This is a genomic window from Herbaspirillum sp. GCM10030257 (genome assembly GCF_042666555.1).
Classification (GTDB): Bacteria; Pseudomonadota; Gammaproteobacteria; order Burkholderiales; family Burkholderiaceae_D; genus Noviherbaspirillum.
Genome location: NZ_JBHTDH010000056.1, coordinates 1 through 16,907 on the forward strand (window position 1 = coordinate 1; position 16,907 = coordinate 16,907).

Annotated in this window: 6 protein-coding genes; 3 read left to right on the top strand and 3 right to left on the bottom strand. The window is 60.6% G+C overall.

The features are described from left to right. From ACFQUU_RS28420 to ACFQUU_RS28430, 3 genes are all read right to left on the bottom strand, one after another. The coding region (locus ACFQUU_RS28420) for a condensation domain-containing protein (RefSeq protein ID WP_382251914.1) at positions 1-1,525 on the bottom strand (1,525 nt) is incomplete at its 3' end. Further along, positions 1,522-9,405 carry an amino acid adenylation domain-containing protein gene (locus tag ACFQUU_RS28425; protein WP_382251916.1) on the bottom strand — a complete coding sequence of 2,628 codons (7,884 nt, stop codon included), beginning with the start codon at positions 9,403-9,405 and terminating at the stop codon, positions 1,522-1,524. The genes ACFQUU_RS28425 and ACFQUU_RS28420, both read right to left, overlap by 4 nt. Further along, complete coding sequence (locus tag ACFQUU_RS28430) at positions 9,402-13,760, bottom strand: MupA/Atu3671 family FMN-dependent luciferase-like monooxygenase (protein ID WP_382251918.1); 4,359 nt, start codon at positions 13,758-13,760, stop codon at positions 9,402-9,404. Before ACFQUU_RS28430 ends, ACFQUU_RS28425 begins: the two co-directional genes overlap by 4 nt. A 565-nt stretch (positions 13,761-14,325) precedes the next feature. Between ACFQUU_RS28430 and ACFQUU_RS28435 the strand changes: the two genes are divergently transcribed. The 3 genes from ACFQUU_RS28435 to ACFQUU_RS28445 all read left to right on the top strand — a co-directional run. Next, on the top strand, positions 14,326-14,850 hold the full coding sequence (locus ACFQUU_RS28435; RefSeq protein WP_382251919.1) for an aspartyl/asparaginyl beta-hydroxylase domain-containing protein: 525 nt from the start codon (positions 14,326-14,328) through the stop codon (positions 14,848-14,850). A gap of 199 nt (positions 14,851-15,049) precedes the next feature. Continuing rightward, a complete protein-coding gene (locus tag ACFQUU_RS28440; protein WP_382251921.1) occupies positions 15,050-16,429 on the top strand; it encodes a sigma-54-dependent transcriptional regulator in 1,380 nt (459 codons plus the stop codon). 158 nt (positions 16,430-16,587) lie between these two features. Further along, positions 16,588-16,907 (top strand): IS6 family transposase (locus tag ACFQUU_RS28445; RefSeq protein WP_382251922.1); only part of this gene is annotated, 320 nt, incomplete at its 3' end.

Genomic DNA, 16,907 nt, shown 5'->3' on the forward strand with positions numbered 1-16,907 from the left:
CTTCGATCAGTTCATGGATGCAGGAGTGATCCGGATAGGCAGCGTGCGTCGCGTTCCACTCGACCAGCAGACGCCGGCGCTCGCTGGCGTCCAGCAGTGGCAGCGTGGCGATGCTGCGGCTATCGTCCTCCACCATCGCCTGCAGCACCTGCCGCAGGTAGCCGCAGTAACGTTCTATCGTGCTGCGCTCAAACAAGGCCGTCGCGTATTCGAGACCACCCGAAATTCTGTCGCCCACCTCACCCAGATACAGCGACAAGTCATGCTTTGCGGTACCGGAATGTCCTTCGAGCCGGGAAAACTTGAGGCCTGGCACATGCAACGTACCTTCGTCATTGTTCTGCCAGGTGAACGACACCTGGAACAATGGACTGTGTGCGGTGCTGCGCGGCGGGTTGACGATCTCGACCACCTGCTCGAACGGCAGTTCCTGGTTTTCGTGCGCCGCAAGCGCATGTGCCTTGACCCGCGCCAACAGTTCGGCCACATCCGGGTCGCCTGACAGGTCGATGCGCAGCGCCAGCACGTTGACGAAGAAGCCGATCATTCCCGCCAGTTCCTTGCGCCTGCGATTGGCGGTCGGCGCTCCGACAACCAGGTCCTCCTGACCTGATAAGCGCGACAACAGGGCCGCCCAGCCCGTCAGCACGGTCATGAACAGTGTGGTGCCATGACGTTGTGACAGCGCCTTTAAATTGCTTGTCAGTGCAGGGTCGAGAGCCAGCTCGACATAGCCTCCGGCGAAATCCTGTTGCGCAGGGCGCGGTGAGTCGAACGGCAGATCGAGGACTGCCGGCGCGCCGGTCAGCGTCTGCCGCCAAAATTTCATCTGGGCCTGCCAGCTTGCTTCCTGCAGGCGCCCTCGCTGCCAGACCGCATAGTCCGCGTACTGCACCGCCAGGGCGGGCAAGGGTTCCGCATTGCTGTCCAGACGGGCCCTGTAAAGCGCAGTCAGCTCATCGGTTGCCACCCCCAGCGACCAGCCGTCCGACACGATGTGATGCATCGTGATCAGCAGCACATGTTCCGCCTCGCCCAGCTTGAGCAAGCGACCGCGCACCAGTGGCCCCTTCTCCAGGTCGAACGCCATCCGCGCTTCCGCCGCCACCGCCTCGTGAACCGCTGCATCAAGCACATTGCGCGCAGCGCAATCCGTCAGATCCTCCTCGTGCAAGGCATTGTCCGTGCTGCCCGAAGCAATGATCTGCACGGGCTCGTCGCCGACCAGCGCGAAGGTGGTTCGCAATGATTCATGCCGCGCGACGAGTGCGGAGAAAGCATGTTGCAAGGCGGACCGATCCAGCCTCCCCCCGATCCGCAGGCCGATCGAAATGTGGTACGGCGCGCTTTCCGCCTGCATACGCGAAACGAACCAGAGTCGCCGCTGGGCAAACGACAACGGGAACGGCATGCCGCGTTGGAGCGTCGGAATTGCTGCCTGGCGTTTGAGCCTGGCAGCACGCGCCAGGCGCACCAGGCGGTCGCGCTCGTCCTGCGGCAAGTCGTCTAATGGGGGAGCGTTCATGTCAGCGTCGATAGCGTGGGTGGTTCAGCGCCGGAACCGGCTTGTTCGCCGTCCAGTTCGCCCGGCGTCAGGTCGGCCAGCAACAGGTTCACAATCCTCTCGGAAAGCGTGGCAAGCGTCGGTCGGGAGAACAGGTCCTGGATTGAAATCTCGACGCCCATGTCGTGGGCGACGCGGGCGATCAGTTTTGTGCCGAGCAGCGAGTGGCCGCCGAGGGCAAAGAAATCGTCGCTCCGACCGACGCGCGGGACCTTCAGTAGTTCGGCCCAGATGGCGGCCAGTTCCGTTTCGATCTCTCCCACCGGCGCTTCATACCGGTGCGGCGCGTGGACTGGAGCATCTTCTTCAAGCAGGCGGTTCCGGTCCAGCTTGCCGTTCACTGTCAGAGGCAAGGCATCAAGCGTGTGGATCGCAGCCGGCACCATGTGCTCGGGCAGCTTCAGCGCGAGGTGCGCACGCACCTCGCGCTGAAGCGATGCCAGTCGCTTGGCCTGCAAGGGATCGTTCGCATGTGACAAGCGATTGCCGGCCACCGGTGCGGGTGTATTGTGTTGCCAGTCGATGACAGGCAGAGTGCCGCTCTTTGACACCACGGCGTGATAGGCACCGGACTTGTCGGTCGGATACCAGCTCAGCTCGAAAAGATAACCGCGCTGCCGGCAGAACCCGGCCAGATCCGCGCAGGTCATGCCGGCTTCGGCAAGGCTGTCACGTCCCGCATCGATTGTGCCGGGGCTCGGCTGCCCTTCCTGGATTTGATCGAGCATACGGGCGACCGGCCCGACGCGCGGATTGAACACCGACCTGAGGCCGATCAACGCATGCGGCGAGTCAATGATGGCGCGGCCGATCTCGGCAGCGCCCCATCCGGCGGCATCGCAGTCGATCCAGTGCGGCACGTGCTCGGTATCCGCCGGCGCTGCGATGGTCAGCACGACGTCGTAGCGGTAGGCCGACATCTCGTTCTGATGCGCGCTTTCCTTGGGCAGGATCTGCACGGCGGAGATGCCGGGTATGTTTTCCCTCAGCGACATGAACCACTCCGGATCGAGCAATAGCTCGGGGTCCTGGCGAGCCTTCTGCCGTATCCGCGTCCTCAGTTGCGCGGTGCTCAGGCCGGGAGTGGGCTGCGCGAGCTGCACCGACAGGTGGAACGCTTCGAGCAGGCCGTGGTGGCGCACGTCGCCGATGAAGATCCTGCCACCAGCCGCGACTTTGCCAGCCGCTCCTGCCAGCACTTCGAACAGGTACTCGCTGTTCGGGAAATACTGGACAACCGAGTTGAGGATGACCGTGTCATAGCATTCCTGCGGCACGCCGGACAGATCCGCCGCATTCCCGTGCACGAGCACGATGCGCGCGTTCAGCTCCGGGTCCGAACGAATGTGACGAGAAAGCTGTTCGACCGTCTTGCGGGAAAGATCGGTACCCACATAGCGTTCGCATGCGGGCGCGACGTTGAGGAGAATCATGCCGGTTCCGCATCCGATTTCGAGCACGCGGCGCGGATTGAGCCCGCGCACGCGGCGCAAGGTAGCGTCCAGCCACTCGTGCATTTCGACATCCGGAATCGGCTGGTGCGTGTAGCTGCTGCGCCAGCCCACAAAATTGAAGCCTGGTTTCGCCTGCTCGAACGATTTGTCATCGTAGGTCTGGTCGTAGAGGCGCGACCACTCGGCAATATGCTCATGCGCGAGTTGCAGGGCTTCCTCCTGCGTGAAATCGGTACGTGCGGTCAGGTAGGCGATCAGGCGCTTGTCGTCCGGCCCGTTGTCCCGGGCGACCACGGCGGCTTCACGCACGGCCGGGTGTTCGGCTAGTCGGGCTTCGATCTCACCCAGTTCGATACGGAAGCCACGCAACTTGACTTGCATGTCGTTGCGGCCAAGGTACTCGATCTCGCCATTCGGCAAGCGCCGCGCCAGGTCGCCGGTCCTGTACATACGCGCCATCGGCCGTCCGGCAAAGGGATCAGTCAGGAAGCGCTCCGCCGTCAGTTCGGGACGGTTCAGGTAGCCGCGCGCGACGCCGGCGCCGGCGACATACATTTCTCCGGTAACGCCGGGCGGAACCGGGGCTCCGTGCGGGTCAAGGATATAGACGGACAGATCCGGAATCGGATGGCCGATGGGGCTGACGCCAGCGCGGTTCGTATCGGATGACGCCAGGGCCCGGTATGTGACATGGACGGTCGTTTCCGTGATGCCGTACATGTTGACGAGTTGAGTGTTCCGGTTGCGCGCCTGTTCATACCAGGGTTTCAGCATGGCTGGCTCCAGCGCCTCGCCGCCGAAGATCACAGCGCGCAGGCGGTGCGTCAGGTCACTCTGGCGCTGCGCTTCCACGAGCTGGCGGAAGGCGCTCGGCGTCTGGTTAAGGATGGTCACTCCCTCGTCGCACAGAATCTGATAAAACTGTGCCGGGGAACGTGACGTGTCGTGTGAAACGACAACCAGGCGTCCGCCATGCGCCAACGCCCCCCAGATCTCCCATACCGAAAAATCGAATGCGCAGGAATGGAACAAGGTCCAGACATCCGATGCGGAATAGTTGAACCAGTCGCGGATCGTGGTGAACAGGCGTGCGACGTTACGGTGTTCGACCAGCACACCCTTGGGTCGACCAGTGGATCCGGAGGTATAGATGACATAGGCAAGATGCCCGGGGCCGGCGCCGTTGGCTTTATCGGGGTTCGATGCCGGTTCCTGCCGCCACGCGCTCTCCTGCTCCTGCAGATCGATGACCGGCACCGACGCGCGTTCAAGGACAGCGCGCGACGCCTGCTTCACGCCTGCATGCGTAAGGACGACTACCGACTTGCTGTCGGCGAGCATGTAATCCAGCCGGTCCGCAGGATAGGTCGGGTCCAGCGGGACATAGGCGCCGCCCGCCTTATGCACTGCAAGAATGGCAACAATGAGGTCAACGCCGCGATCAAGGCAAAGCGCAACGCATGTATCCGGAGCAACGCCCTTGCGTCGCAGGTAGTGTGCCAGTCGGTTCGCCCTGCTGTTGAGCTCGCCGTAGCTCACCGATACCGGACCGTGCACCAGGGCCACTGCCTCGGGATGCCGGTGCGCATGCTCCTCAAAGGATTCATGTACACACACTACATCGACCGGTTCGGCCTCGACCGCATCAAGGCCCAGCACACTGTGCGTTTCGGCCCCGTTCATGAGCGGGATGCGGCTGACAGTTGCAGCCTGATCCGCCGCCATGGCCCGCAGGATGTTATGGAGGTAGCCGAGGTAACGAGCGATCGTGGCAGAGTCGAACAGCGCGGTCGCATACTCGATCCCGCCAGTGATTCCGCCTTCATCCTCGGTCAGGTACAGCGACAGATCGAACTTCGTGGTCAGACGCGGCGGTTGCAGCACTTCCACCTGCATGCCCGGGAAGCTGACTGCTCCTTCGTCGTTGTTCTGCCAGGTGAAGCTGGCCTGAAAAACCGGATGATGATCCAGTGTCCGGGTCGGACTTAGGCTCTCGACCAGGTGTTCGAACGGCAGTCCCTGGTGCTCCTGGGCCTCCAGCGTGCGGCGCTTGACGCGTGCCAGGATTTCCGCCACGTCCGGGTCGCCGGAAAGGTCCAGGCGCAGCGCCAGTGCATTGACGAAGAAGCCGACTAGGGGTTCGGCCTCCAACCGGGTACGATTTGCTACCGGCGTTCCGATGACCAGGTCATCGGTGCCGGCCAGACGCGCCAGCAGCACCGCCCATCCAGCCAGCAAGGTCATGAACAGGGTCGTGCCGTGGCGCTGACTCAGCGCGCGAAGGTCGTGCGCCAGTTGCTCGTCAATACGTGTTTCCAGGAATGCGCCCGAATAATCCTGCTCCGCCGGACGGGGCCGGTCCGTCGGCAGCGCCAGCCGCTGGGGCGCGTCCGCAAGCGTCGTTGTCCAGTATTTTGCATGTTCCTCCAGCGTCTCCGCGGTGCTCCAGCGACGCTGCCATAGCGCGTAATCCGCATATTGAAACGCCGGTGGCGGCAAAGGATCTTGCTCACCGCTGCCGAATGCACGATACAGCGCGCTCAGCTCGCGCGTCAGGACACCGACGGACCAGCCATCCGATACGATGTGATGCATCGTGCACAACAGAACGTGTTCGCGTTTCCCTGTCCGGATCAGACGGCCGCGCGCGAGCGGTCCGCGTTCGAGGTCGAACGGTGCCGCGACTTCTTCGCGCATCAGGACTTGCACGCGTTCGGTCGCGTCGGCATCGTTTTCCAGGTCGACCCATTCGAGCGGGAAACCCGGAGCGGCGGAAAGAATGCGCTGACGTGGCTGCCCGTCGGCAAGCAGGAAGACCGTGCGCAGAGCTTCGTGGCGCTCGACCAGCCGGTCCAGTGCGCGTTGCAGGACGGGGCGATCCAGTTCGCCCGCCAGCTTGAGCGCAAAACCCATGTTGTAGGCGCGGCTGACATGCTCCAGCTGCGAAAGGAACCAGAGCCGCTGCTGGGCAAACGACAGCGGCAAGGGTTCATCCCGCGACACCGGCGTAACCGGCGGCAGTTCGCTGCGCGCGGCGGTCCTGACCATCGCCGCCATGTCACTCAACACCGGCTGCGCAAACACCTGAGTGACATGCAGCTCGACCCCGAGTTCGGACCGGATCCGGGAAATCAGGCGTACCGCAAGCAAAGACTGGCCGCCCGCTTCAAAGAAATGATCGAGGCGGCTGACCCGGTCAATCCCGAGCAGCGCACTCCAGATCCGCGCCAGCGCGATTTCGATGTCGTCGGCCGGCGCGACATATGCGCTACGCGCAAAAGCATCGGGCGCAGCGGCCGGAAGTGCCTTGCGATCGAGCTTGCCATTCGGTGTAAGCGGCATTTCTGCGAGCGCTACAACGGCGGCCGGCACCATATAGTCGGGAAGAAAGGCGGCAAGGTAGGCGCGCAGGCTGGCAATGTCCACGCTTGCATCGGCAGCGGCGATGAAATATCCGACGAGCCGTTTGTCGTCGTCGCCGCTTCCCTGCAGGAGAACGGCGGCCTCGCGGACATCCGGATGACGCTCCATGCAAGCCTCTATTTCGCCGAGCTCCACGCGGAAGCCGCGCAACTTGACCTGGAAATCCGAGCGCCCCAGGAACTCGAGATTCCCGTCAGGCAAGTAGCGTGCAAGATCGCCGGTCCGGTACATGCGCGTTCCGTCGCCGGCAAAGCAGTCCGCAACGAAGCGTTCGGCATTGAGCTCGGGCCGTCCAAGATAGCCGCGCGCCACGCCGGCACCGCCGATATACAACTCTCCTGCCGCCCCAAGCGGAACCAACTGCTGCCGGGCGTCGAGCAGGTACACGCGCGTGTTTGCGAGCGGCCTGCCGATCGGCGCATGCGCGGCGGTTCCGCGCTCCTCATCCGTACCGAGCGCTGCGCAGGTCGACCAGATCGTCGTCTCTGTCGGTCCGTACACGTTCCATAGCCGGCCGACCTTCAGCGCCAGCTCGCGTGCGAGTTCGCGCGAAAGTCCTTCGCCACCGCATAATGCCTTCAGACGTGTGGCACCTGCCCAGCCGCCGGACAGCAACATGCGCCATGTGGCCGGTGTCGCCTGCATCAGGCTGATCTCGTGTCGCTCCAGCAACGCGCCCAGAGCAACCGGATCAGCGCTGTCCGAGCGTCCGCACAGCACGATACGTGCGCCGTGGATCAGCGGCAGGTAGAGTTCGAGCGCGGCGATGTCGAAAGCGATTGTGGTCAGCGCCAGCACGCGTTCGTCGGCATGCATGCCGACGGTATGACCGATCGACTGCAGCAGGTTGACCACGCCCCGATGCTCGACCATGACCCCCTTTGGCTGCCCGGTTGAACCGGAGGTATAGATTACATAGGCAAGATTCGACGCCGACAGGCCGATCGCAGCCGCATCGAGGTCGGACTCCGGTTCATCGATCCAGTCGCCCGCCTGTTCATCCAGCAGCACCGCATCGCAGGCAGCGTCAAGCATTGAACGCAAGCTTGGGTCCAGGCTTGAATGAAGCAGTACTAGCACTGCGCCGCTGTCGCGCACTGCGTACGCAAGCCGCTCGGCCGGATGAGCCGGATCGAGCGGGACGTAGGCACCACCGGCCTTGAGCACCGCGAGCAGGCCGACGACCATGTCGCATCCGCGGTCCATGCAGATCGCGACCGGCGTGTCGGTACCGACGCCGCGCTGCCGGAGATGCCGCGCCAGCCGGTTCGCCCGCGCATTGAGTTCGCGGTAGCTGAAATGAATGCCGTCATGCACCAGCGCGAGCTTTTCCGGATGAGTGCGTGCCTGTATCTCGAACAGTTGATGGATGCATGCACTGTCCGCAAACGCTGCCTGTGTGTCGTTCCACTCAAGCACTTGCTGCCGTCGCTCGTCGCTGTCGATCAGCTGATGTGTGCTCATCGGCACCAGTTCGTTTTCCGTCATTCCCTGCAATATGCGAATCAGGTAGCGTGCGTGCCGTTCGATAGTGGGTCGGTCGAACAAGGCGGTCGCATACTCGAAGCGCGCCAGCAGCCGGTGTTTTTCCTCCACGATGCGCAGCGTCAGGTCGAACTTGGCGATGTCGTAGGGCGTATAGACCGCACTGAGCTTCACGCTGGGGAAATCGATGCCACCGGCAACCTCAGTCTGCCAGTTCAGCATCAGCTGGAACAGCGGGCTGTGAGACGTGCTGCGGGCAGGCTTGATCGAGTCCACCATGTACTCGAACGGCAAGTCCTGATGGTCGTGCGCGGCAATGACGGTCGCCTTTGCGCGTCGCACGAGTTCGACTGCATTCGGTGCCCCGTCCAGATCGATACGCAGGGGTAAGGTATTGGCAAAGAAACCGATCAGCGCTTCAAGCTCCGCGCGCCCGCGCCCGGCAACCGGCGATCCGACAACCAGGTCATTCTGGCCAGACAGCCGAGACAGCAATGCCGACCAGCCAGCCAGCACCGTCATGAACAAGGTCGCCTGATGGCGTGTGCTGAATTGCCTGAGTCGAGCGGTCAGCCCCGCATCGATCTCGATGTCCACCGAGGCACCGTCGTAATCCTGGAGCGGCGGCCGGGCACGGTCGGCGGGTAACGTCGACACTGCGGGCGCACCCTGCAACTGTTTCCGCCAGAATGCCGCCTGTGTCTGCAGCGCCCCCTGTTCGAGATTGGCCCGCTGCCAGGCTGCATAGTCGACGTACTGGATTTCCGGCTTGGGCAGAGTGTTTTCTCGTCCCTCGGACAAGGCCTGGTAGATCGCAACAAGCTCGCCGGCCAGCACGCGCATCGACCATCCGTCCGACACCATGTGGTGCATGCAGACCTGCAGCAAATGATCCTGCGAGTCGAGCCTGATCAGGTTCGCGCGCAGCAAAGGGCCGACCGCCGGGTCGAACGGTTGCAATACGAGTGCACCGGCCAGTTCGAGCGCAGTGCGCATGCGCTCGGACGACTCCATGTGGCTCAAGTCGTGGCGATGCAGGTGGAGTGCGAGTTCCTCTGCGACGTTGATGGTGGGCCGCCCGTCCTCGTTGCCAAAGCGCGTGCGCAGGACGTCATGACGCTGCACGATCGTGTTCAGCGCACGCTCCAGTGTCGGGGGATTGATCGCCCCTTGCAGACGCACGCAGAATTCCTCGTTGTATGCTGCACTCCCGGGCTGCAGCTGATTCAGAAACCAGAGACGCTGCTGGCTGAACGACAGCGTCGCACCTGCCGGCACAGACTGCGCTTGCGGCTCCGGTTCCCAGCTGCCGCCACGGTCATCCAGAAACTGCAGGAGCGCCGCCTTGTTGGTGCGCAACGCGGCGATCGTCGCGTCGTCGGGCGCACCGTGACCGAATGTAATGACCAATTCGTCGCCGTCCCGCTTGAGGCGGACGGAAGCGTCGGCAAGTGTTTCGAGCAGGTTGGTTAAGCTCATACCCGCACAACCACCGCTTCCGGCGTCCGTGACTGGCCCACCAGGGGCAAGATCCGGTCCCGTGTCGGCGCTTTTGCCGCCTTCAATACATCCAGGTGCTCCGCGAGTTCTTCCAGTGTTGCATGCTCGAACAGATCCCGGATCGGAAGCGTAAGCCTGAAGGCCTCGCCGATGGCATTGTTCAGCTTCACTGCCAGCAGCGAGTCGCCACCGATGTCGAAGAAGCGATCCTGTATTCCGACCGACTCCAGGTTCAGGACTTGCGCATAGATCTGCGCCAGAGTCGTTTCACTCGGTGTGCGCGGGGCGACATAGCGGTGGCTCACCGCCACCCTGCCTGGCTTGGGCAATGCCTTGCGATCGAGCTTCCCGCTCGCGGTCAGCGGCAGTTGATTCAGGTAAGTCAGGCTGGAGGGAATCATGTATTGGGGCAAGGAGCGTTTCAGGTGTTTGCGCATGACATCGGCACTCGGCGGTGCCTTTTGCGAGAGTTGCCGCAGTTCGTTCAGATATGGCAAGGCCTGCAAGGCCAGTTCGGCATCCATCCAGTCGATGAGGCAGGCGATCTCGTTGACGCCGCTGTCCCTCAGCTGCGAGACCACATCGAGACAGGTCTGTGGAGTGCCGATCAGCGACGCGGTCCTGGAATAGCGTTCGAAAGCATAGTTCACGATGGTGTCGACGTTTTTCTCTTCAAGGCTGCCGGTCGGGATGTCCATCCCCTTCGCGAAGGCTTCCAGCAGCCCGAGATGCGATCGCATGTAGCGTGTGAACGGCGCTTTCGCCCTGTCCAGGGTCTGCTCGAAATCCGGTCCGAGAAAGGTATGCACCATCAGGGTGACGCGGCCGCGTTTCGGGTCGTGGCCATGCTCGGCCCGTGCCTGCCGGTAGACCCGGATATTTGCCGCCACTTCGTCGATGGTCTGGCCGAGAAGATGGGTCAACAGGTTGGCACCGAGCGCGCCGGCCTGTGCGAAGGTGGCGGGATTTCCGGATGAGGTCACCCACAAGGGCAGCTCGCGCTGCACCGGCTTCGGATAAATCCGAATCGAGGACGATTTTCCGGCGCCGTCGGGCAATGCAAGCTGCTCTCCGCGCCACAGGGTCTTGAGCGTGTCGATCCCGGCCGCCATCACCTCCTTGCGGCACAGATAATTGTCCGGCGCCAGCACGAAGTCGCGTGGCACCCACCCGGACGCCACAGAGACGCCGACACGGCCACCGGAAAGATTGTCGACCACTGACCATTCTTCCGCAACACGCACCGGATTCTGCAGCGGCAGGACCACGCTGCCGGAACGCAACTGTATGCGGTGTGTGATTGTTGCGAGCGCGGCGCTCAGGGTCGCCGGATTCGGGTACAAGCCTCCTACTTCATGGAAATGGCGTTCTGGCGTCCATACCGCATGAAAGTCGTTTTTATCCGCGTAACGGGCGGACTCGATGTACAGCCGGTATTTGTCGTCCGGATCGTAGGTCTCAGCACCGAAGTAGAACAGGCTGAATCCCTGGAAGTCGTCATCGTGCGTGTTGGCATCCTGCGTTGCCTGTGGCACCACATAGGCTGCCAGTCTGTATCCGTCCTCGCCCCCGGCATCGGCCACCACCACGCATTCCTTGACGCAGTGATGGCTTGCAATCACTTTTTCCACCTCGCTTGGCTCAACGCGGAAGCCACGGATCTTTACCTGAAAATCGTTACGACCCAGATACTCGATATTTCCATCTGGGCGAAAACGTGCGAGGTCGCCCGTACGATACATCCGCACATCTGGCTTCGAGGAAAACGGGTCCGCGGTAAAACGCTCAGCTGTCCGCTCCGGTTGATTCAAGTAAGCGCGAGCCACACCAACGCCGGAAACGTAGAGCTCGCCAGATACTCCGGGCGGAACTTGTTGCCCCCACTTGTCGAGGATGTAGATGTGCGTATTAGCGATCGGACGACCAATGATCGAGCCGTCGTCGAGCGTCTTCATCGCCAGCGAAGTGTATTCATAGGCGGTCGAATCGCCATTCGCTTCGGACGAGCCGTAAAAATTAAACAGACGGATTCCGCGATGCAGATCGCTGAATGCGCGCACCAGATCAGGTGCAAGGCGTTCTCCACTGCACATGATGGTACGCACGGAGGCGAATGCCGCGCCGTCAAGGGTTACTAAGTGCTTCAGCAAGGAGGGCACGAGCACCAGGTTGGTGACGCCGCACTGGCTGACTCGTTGCGCAAAAGCGAGCGGATCGCGCGTACTGTCCGGGTCGAACACAACGAGACTGCCGCCGCACGTCAGGGTTTCCAGAATTTCAGTGACGGAATCGACGAAGCCGATGCTGGTCTTGAAAGCCGTGACCAGCGGTATTTCCGCAACAGCCTCATGGAACCAGGCAAGCCGGTTGCGCAGGCCCGCGACCGTGTTGGCCACGCCCTTCGGACTGCCGGTCGAGCCAGAGGTGTAGATGATGTAGGCGATGCTTTCATCCGGCGTGGGCAGATCCGCCGGCGCCAGGTTTGAGACCGGCTGAAGCTGCCATGCGGGCGCGTCCAAATCCATGTCGACCAGCCTGGCGGGAGACGCGGCCGAGGCCAGCGATCCCTGAATCGCGGCACGTGCGGCGTCCGGAATTCCTGACCGGACCAGAACCACAGCCGGTGCGCTGTCGTCCAGCAGATGCCTGATCCGCTCCGTCGGATATGCCGGATCGAGCGGCACATAGCTTCCACCCGCCTTGAGTATAGCCAGGATCGCGACCGGCAATTGCGGGCAGCGAGGCATGCAGACGGCGACCGGATCGTTCGGCCGGACGCCTGACGCGACCAGATTACGGGCCAGGCGATTGGCTTCTTCATTCAGTTCGCGGTAACTGACGCAGCGCTCATCGCTGATCACGGCAATGGCCTTGCCATGGGCGGCAGCCTGTACCTCGAACATCTGATGCACCCACTCCGGCACGTTGTAAGACGCGCCGGTGTCGTTCCAGGCCGCGAGTTGTGCCAGTTCATCCTGCCCAAGTAGCGGCAGACGGCATAACGGTGTGTCGCTTTCATCAAGGATCGCGTCGATCAGCAGGCGCAGGCGTTGATGCACGGTGACTATCGCGGCCGCATCGAAGTAGCGCGTGTTGAACACGAAATCGAGCCGGATATCGTCGCTGCGATTAAATTCCCGGACGAACAGGGTCAGCGGCGTCTGCTGATATCCGTTGAGCATGGCGACCGAAACACCGCGCGCCGTACCCATCACTACGTCATGATCATGGCGCTCGTAGGATAAGCAGATGTCGAACATCTGAGACCGTTCGGCCTGGCGCAGTCCAAGTACGCGATTGAGTTCGCTGATCGGAAAACGCTGGTTCCTGTAATCCCTTTTCAGTACGCCGCCCAGTTCACGCAGCGCATGATCGAAGCCGAATTCCATCGACAAGTTCATGCGCACCGGGCTGATGCCGGCAAACTGGCCAAAAGTATTCTTGAACGCGGCGTTCGACCGGTTCAGCACCGGAATGCCGATCGTGACATCTTCGCGCTGGGTGGTGCGCGCGGCATATACATACAACAGGGCAAGGATGACCTGGAACGTCGTCGCCCCCCTGCTCTCCGCATAATCCCCGATGCGGTCATAGAGCGCACGCGGAAGTGTGCAGGTCATGCAGTCGCTCGCTCGCCCTTGCACGGCTTCACCCGTGCGATGCCGCGGTGTGAACAAGGCTTCCGGAACGTCCTCGAATTTCGACAGCCAGTACGTGCGTTGCCGATGATAGGCGTCACTGCGCAGGTACTCGCGATCGCTTGAAACGTAGCCTGTGTACTGCGGTACGGAAAGATCCGGCTCCTGCCCGGATTCCAACGCGTCGTAGATTGCGGCCATCGAGTGGCCCAGCATCGCGATGCCCCATCCATCGGTGACCAGGTGATGAAAATGCATGGCCCAGTAACACAAGGCATCCGATATCTTGATGAGATCGCAGCGGAAAAGACGCTGGCCATATAGCTGAAATGGCTGGTCCAGGCTTTCTTGCACCCACCGCTCGGCGGCAGCGTGCGCATCCGGCAGCTTTGAAAAATCGTGCAGCGGTACTTCGAATCGCAAGCCTCGTGGGAATGTCTGCTGCGGCTCGCCGTTCGTATCATCGGGGCGGACGAGAACGAGGCGAAGAGCGTCGTGCTTCTGAAGAAGAAGGTTGAACGCCTGCGTGAAACGGCCGCGGTCGAGTTCGCCTTCGATACGCATGTAGCCGCCGATGTTGTATAAAGGAACGTCGGCGTGCATGACTTGATCGAACCACACCTCGCGCTGGGCGGAGGTCAGCGGAAAGCGCTCCTCGCGCGCGTCAAGGGCAGCGGGGATCGAGTCTTCAATCACGAACACCTCCTTCACCACAGTCTGTCAACCCGGAACACGTGAGTGCCCGACCGGTCTTTGTCACGACCGCCCAACACCGGCAAAGCGTGAGGGCGAAGCCGTCCACGCTCTCGTGCGAATCAAATAGAGTTGTATTCACGTCGTCTTCCTCCGGCTCGGATTCCATCCCCGCGACTCGCAGGCGGCGCAGAATGCGGCGCCGCAGCAAAGCCGGATGTCATCGTGAAGTCTTATTGCCGAGGTACCATAAGTGCAGGTTCCGTGCCACTCTGATTCAAAACCTAAGTGGTTGAAATCATTGCGGATTAGTTCACAAGAAACCTGAACGCCGAACTTTGCGGATGGAATTCCAGACGCTCCCTGATTCGGTTCCGAAAAAGGTAACGTGCGCACGAGGCGGACTACGCGCGGCGATTGAGATGGGTTAATTCGACATGTAACGGCGGTCCCGGTTTGTGTCGAATTCTGTTACGCTCTCATCACAAAAAGGCGACTGCACGGGTTTCAACAGAACCTTGATGCTGGCAAGAAAAAATCAGGACTTCCTAAAAAGGAGACACGCCCCATGTTTTTGGACACAACCGATTTCCCGTCGCTCGTTCGGCTGCAAAACGAGTGGCAAAAGGTGCTGGACGAGTTGCATAACTTGAGCAACACCTACTTCATCGATTGGCCGGAGCGCGATATCTACAGCGGCAAGTGGACGGTCTTTGGGCTCTACAAATTTGGAAAGCGCGTCGACGAGCACTGCGCTCTTTGTCCGAGGACGACCGAACTGGTTGAAGCAATTCCGGGACTCGTCACTGCAGGCTTCTCTTCGCTTGCATCCGGCACACAGATAGCCCCGCATGTCGGCTATACCAATAAAGTTCTGAGATGCCATCTCGGACTCATCACACCAGCTGATTGCGGCATCAAGGTCGCCGGCGAGACGCGAACCTGGCGTCCCGGGTCCTGCTTCGTGTTCGACGACACCTATCTTCACGAAGCGTGGAACAAGAGCGACACAACCCGCGTCGTGCTGCTGCTTGATTTCAAACGTGACATCCAAAGTGAAATATCGTTCCCGGAAGCCGTGACATCCTATTAACGGTCATCCGTGAACATGGCCGACCCACGTCTCCACGTCACATTTCCCGTGCTTGATGAGTCTTCCGAACGCAGGCACCACACCGGAAAAATTGTGCGCAAGACGATTGCACGAGATAGTCTGGCAGGCTTTTGCATGAAGGAACGGATCACGTGGATCGTCAAAGGCCATCGCGGCCTGGAAGTCGAAAGGAAACCAAGTGTCAAACCCTAAAGTGATTCTTGTCGAAGACGACACCGCGCTACGTATCGCGACGTCTCAAACCCTGGAACTCGGTGGATTCGAGGTCCTTCAGTTTGGCAAGGCGGAGGACGCAGGCCGGGCGGTCGACTCGCGTTTCGAAGGGGTCGTACTGACCGATGTCAGGCTGCCGGGCCGCTCGGGCCTGGATCTTCTGCGCGAGGTATCCACGGTTGATCCCGACATCCCGGTGATTCTTGTCACAGCTCACGGCGATATCAATATGGCCGTCGATGCGATGCGAGCAGGGGCCTATGATTTTGTCACCAAGCCTTTTGCCTCTGAATGCCTCTTGGGAGCGGTCAAACGCGCATCGGAGAAGCGCTCCCTCATTATGGAAGACCGGCTGCTGCGAAGAACCTCCCGCAGTCGTCTTCCTGCACCGCTCATGATTGGTGAATCCGAGGCACTTAACCGGGTGCGCGCTCAGGTCGCCAGTCTTGGGCCAACAGCCGTCGATATTCTGATCAATGGCGAGACCGGGACCGGCAAGGAAGTGATTGCACGACAACTTCATGTGATGAGTGAACGCACAGGGCCATTTGTCGCGATCAACTGCGGGGCTTTACCTGAGTCCATCTTTGAAAGCGAGATGTTCGGTCATGAAGCCGGAGCGTACACCGGGGCGCAAAAGCGCCGTATTGGTAAATTCGAATACGCAAGTGGTGGAACGATATTTCTTGACGAGATCGAAAGCATGCCACTTTCGCTACAAGTCAAACTGCTCAGAGTACTACAGGAGCGGCGCGTCGAGCGTATCGGCGGAAACCAGTTAATTCCGATTGACTGCCGCGTCATCGCCGCCACGAAAACCGACCTTCTCAAGTTAAGCGAGAAGGGCGAGTTCCGTACAGATCTTTTCTATCGAATTGGCGTAGTCACAATCGATTTACCTCGTCTTGCACATCGCCGTGAAGACATCCCACTCCTGCTTTCCCATTTCGTGGCAGAGGCCTCGTACCGGTTTGGTCGCCCTATGCCTTTTTGGAGCGAACAGGATATGGGTGATTGGATGCGACATGAATGGCCAGGTAACGTCAGGGAATTACGCAATTTCGCTGACCGCCTCGTGCTTGGCATGGCACAGCAGCCTGACTGTGTCGGTCCAAAACACTCCGTGCTCTCGAACAACGGCCTACCTAGATCCGAAAGTCTTCTCGTTGATTGCTCCTTACGCGAGCAGGTTGGCGCCTATGAAAAAATCGTCATCTCTGAGGCGCTTACCAGAAGCAAGGCCAGCGTTACTGAGGCCGCAGACTTGCTTCGCATCTCAAAGAAAACGCTCTACGATAAAATAAAGCGGCTAGGAATTCCGATTAATACCAATCCCAAGTCATAACATGCCGTCGGTGACACCGAGATTGGCCCAGGTACGCGTGCATAATGAACTGATAGCACCGGGTATCTCGGTAAAGGCATTCCAGGGTTTTGTCGCATTAAGCAAGGTAGTCCTCGCCGTCCGGTAGACTGCTGCTTTTGCAAAGTGAGCAAGCAGCCATGCTGAATACCAAAGGGATGCGATTTCCGATCGACGTGATTCTGGTCTGCATTCGGTGGTACGCGGCATATCCATTAAGCTATCGACAGCTGGAAGAGATGATGCAGGAGCGTGGCGTGTTTGTTGATCATTCCTCGATCAATCGATCGGCGATGCGGTTCTTGCCATTGTTGGAAAAGATGTTCCGCCAACACAAACGTCCAGTGGGTGGAAGTTGGCGCATGGATGAGACCTACATCAAGGTGAAAGGTGCGTGGAAATATCTTTATCGTGCGGTTGACAAGGAAGGCAAAACCGTCGACTTTCTGCTGACAGCCAA